This is a genomic window from Sphingopyxis sp., assembly GCF_035565275.1.
Lineage (GTDB): Bacteria > Pseudomonadota > Alphaproteobacteria > Sphingomonadales > Sphingomonadaceae > Sphingopyxis.
In genome coordinates, this window is sequence record NZ_DATMST010000032.1 from 1 (window position 1) to 3,447 (window position 3,447).

The window sequence follows — 3,447 nt, forward strand, 5'->3', positions numbered from 1 at the left end:
GAATGGCCCGCCGCCGCGCCGCCGCTCCGCGAACTCGAAGCGCTGATCGGCGACGCGCCGGGCGGCGCCAAATGGGGCGGCTTCGACGAGCGTTCGCCCGCCGGCCTCTGTTTTACCTCGGGAACGACGGGCGCGCCGAAGGGGGTGACCTATACGCACCGCGCGAGTTTCCTTCACACGCTTCGCGCGCTTCAGGCCGACGTCATGGCCTTTACCAGCCGCGATGCCGTGCTCGCCGTGGTGCCGATGTTCCACGCCAACGCGTGGGGCCTGCCCTTCGCGCTGCCCGCGGTCGGCGGCAAGCTCGTCCTTCCGGGGCGGCAGGCCGATGGCGCCAGCCTTGCGCGGCTGATCGCGGCAGAGGGGGTCACGATCGGCGTCGGCGTCCCGACCGTCTGGCTTGGCGTCGTCGAATATCTGGAGGCGTCGGGCGGCGAATTGCCGTCGCTCGAACGTATCATCGTCGGCGGCGCGCCGATGGCGCCCGCGCTGATGGAACGCATCGAACGGCGGCTCGGCGTCACCGTGCAGACGAGCTGGGGCATGACCGAATTATCGCCGCTCGGCACCATTGCACCTCCCGGCGACCCGCTGCGGACCGCGACGGTTTCGGGACGGCCCGCGATCGGCGTCGACCTGCTGCTGACGGACGCCGCTGGCGCGGCGCTAGCCGACCAGCGCGGCGCCGAGGGGCATTTGCGCGTGCGCGGGTCGGCGGTGGTCGAGCGCTATATGGGACAGACGGAGCCGGCGACCGACGCCGACGGCTGGTTCGCGACCGGCGATCTCGCGCGGATCGACGCAAAGGGCAATCTGGTCATCACCGGCCGCGCGAAGGACCTGATCAAGTCGGGCGGCGAATGGATCAACCCCGCCGAGATCGAGGCGGTGGTCGGTGCGCTTCCGCAGGTCTCGCTCGCCGCGGTGATCGGCCGCGAGGATCAGAAATGGGGCGAACGGCCGGTGCTGCTCGTCGAGCTTCGCGCGGGCGAGGATATCAGCGACGCCGACCTGCTCGCGCCGCTCGCCGGCCGCGTCGCGTCATGGTGGATTCCCGACGCGGTCGTGCGCCTTTCCGCCATGCCGCTGGCGCCGACCGGAAAAATCGATAAGATTCGCTTGCGGAACGACCATGGCGCGGGTTGACCGGCAAGGGGGCGTCGCGGCAGGGGCAGCGACGGAACAGAAACTGGAAGTCGGACGAGTGGCAGAACAGGCGAAAACGCGTCGGCGGTCGACCAAGGCCGAACAGCGCGCCGAAACGATGGAGCAGATCCTCGACGAGGCCGAATTGCTGTTCTCGCGGCACGGTCTCCACGGCGTGACGCTGAAGGATGTCGCGAAGCGCGTCGGCGTGCATCACACGCTGCTCAACTATTATTTCGAGGACAAGAAAAAGCTGTTCGACGCGGTGTTCGCGCGGCGCGCGGTGGTGACGAGCACGAAGCGGCTGCAGGCCCTCGACGATTATGATCGTGCCACGGGCGGCAAGCCGACGATCGAGGGGGCGCTTCACGCCTTCCTCGACACCGACCTCGATCTCTATATCCACGGCGGGGACGGCTGGAAGAATTACGGCGCGCTTGGCGCGCAGGTCGCGAACACGCCCGAATGGGGCGCCGAGCTGATGGACAGCCACTTCGATCCGGTGGTGCTGCGACTGATCGACCTTTTGAAAAAGGCGATGCCCGATTGCGCCGAGGAAGATATCTTCTGGGGTTATCATTTCGTCACCGGCGCGCTGATGGTCACGCTCGCGCGGACCGGACGCATCGACAAGCTGTCGGGCGGCCTCTGCAAGTCCGAGGATTTCGAAGCGATCAAGGCGCGAATGGCCTCCTTCATGGCCGCGGGCTTCGTCCAGATCTGTAACGGTAAAAAGGCGTAGGAAAGAGCGCGGGCGACGCATCGCTCGCGCTTTTTCACTTTCATGATATTAACTCACTAGAGAGTGAATGGAGATTGAACGATGGAACATGATGCATTGCCGCTGCGCGGCCGGGTCGCGATCGTCACCGGCGCGGGCGGCGGGCTCGGCCGCACGCACGCACTCTATCTGGCGGGCAAGGGTGCGCGTGTTGTCGTGAACGACCTTGCGCTTGCCGCCGCCGAGCAGGTCGCGTCCGAAATCGCCGAAAACGGGGGCGAAGCGCTGGCGATTGCGGCGTCGGTCACCGACGAAGCCGCGATCGGCGAACTCGTTCGCCGGACGCAGGATCAATGGGAACGGATCGATATTCTCGTCAACAACGCGGGCATCCTGCGTGACAAGAGCTTTGCCAAGATGAGCATCGACGATTTCCGGCTCGTCGTCGACGTCCATCTGACGGGCGCGGCGATCTGCTGCAAGGCGGTGTGGGATATGATGCGCGCCCGGCAATATGGCCGCATCGTCATGACGACCTCCTCGTCGGGTCTGTGGGGCAACTTCGGGCAGGCCAATTACGGCGCCGCGAAAATGGCGCTCGTCGGCCTGATGCAGACACTGGCGATCGAGGGCGAGAAATATGGCATTCGCGTCAACAGCCTCGCGCCGACCGCCGCGACGCAGATGACGCACGGCGTCCTCGCCGACGCCAGCCTCGAACTGCTCGATCCCGCGCTCGTCAGCCCGGGCCTGCTCGCGCTCGTGGGCGAAGATGCGCCGACCCGCGCAATTCTGTGCGCGGGCGCGGGGCATTTTGCCCGCGCCGAGGTGACCTTGTCCGAAGGGCGCCATTTCGGCGGTGGCACCGACGCTGGCGAGCGGCTGGTTGCGAACTGGGCCGATGTTTCGGACCGCGACGGTGCGATCGTCCCCGCCTACGGCTTTACACAGGCCGAACGCGAACTGGCGAGTGCGGGGTCGGGGTTGCCGGCGCTGGCGGTCGCGCGCTGAGCGCGCAGCGAGCGCCGCGCGTCAGCGGCGCTCGACCAGTCCGCCGCCCAGCGCGACATACAGCGTCACCAGATTGTCGACCTGCGCACGGCGAAGTTCGATCAGCGTCTGTTCGGACGCGAACAGGTTGCGTTCGGCATCGAGCACTTCGAGATAGGTGGAAACGCCTTCCTGATAACGCTTGCGCGCCAGGTCGGCGATGCGCCGCGTCGCGAGCGTCCCGCGTTCCTGCGCCTCGACCTGCTCCGCGAGGTAGCGGCGCCCCGCGAGCGCATCGGCGACCTCGCGGAACGCACCCTGGACGGTGCGTTCATAAGTCGCGACCGCGATATTCTCGCGCGCCTCGGCGACGGTCAGGTTGCCCTTGTTGCGCCCGAAATCGAAGATCGGCAGGCTGATCGAGGGGCCGAAGCTCCACGTCATGCTGTCGTTGGTGAACAGATTGTCGAGCGACAGCGACGAGAAACCGAGATTGCCGGTCAGCGAGATCGACGGGAAGAAGGCGGCACGCGCCGCGCCGATGTTGGCGCGCGCGGCGCGCAGCCGTTCCTCGGCCGCGACCACGTCGG

General features: G+C 67.0%; 4 protein-coding genes. 3 read left to right on the forward strand and 1 reads right to left on the reverse strand.

The genetic code is table 11. The features are described from left to right. From VN047_RS02235 to VN047_RS02245, 3 genes are all read left to right on the forward strand, one after another. On the forward strand, window positions 1–1,146 hold a 1,146-nt coding region (locus VN047_RS02235; protein ID WP_325539594.1), incomplete at its 5' end, for an AMP-binding protein. Next, a complete protein-coding gene (locus VN047_RS02240; RefSeq protein WP_414712653.1) occupies window positions 1,133–1,888 on the forward strand; it encodes a TetR/AcrR family transcriptional regulator in 756 nt (251 codons plus the stop codon). The genes VN047_RS02235 and VN047_RS02240, both read left to right, overlap by 14 nt. Before the next feature lie 81 nt (window positions 1,889–1,969). Continuing rightward, on the forward strand, window positions 1,970–2,878 hold the full coding sequence (locus VN047_RS02245; protein ID WP_325539596.1) for an SDR family NAD(P)-dependent oxidoreductase: 909 nt from the start codon (window positions 1,970–1,972) through the stop codon (window positions 2,876–2,878). Between the two features lie 21 nt (window positions 2,879–2,899). On the opposite strand, the gene VN047_RS02250 is transcribed toward VN047_RS02245, so the two are convergent. Further along, on the reverse strand, window positions 2,900–3,447 hold a 548-nt coding region (locus VN047_RS02250), incomplete at its 5' end, for a TolC family protein (protein WP_325539598.1).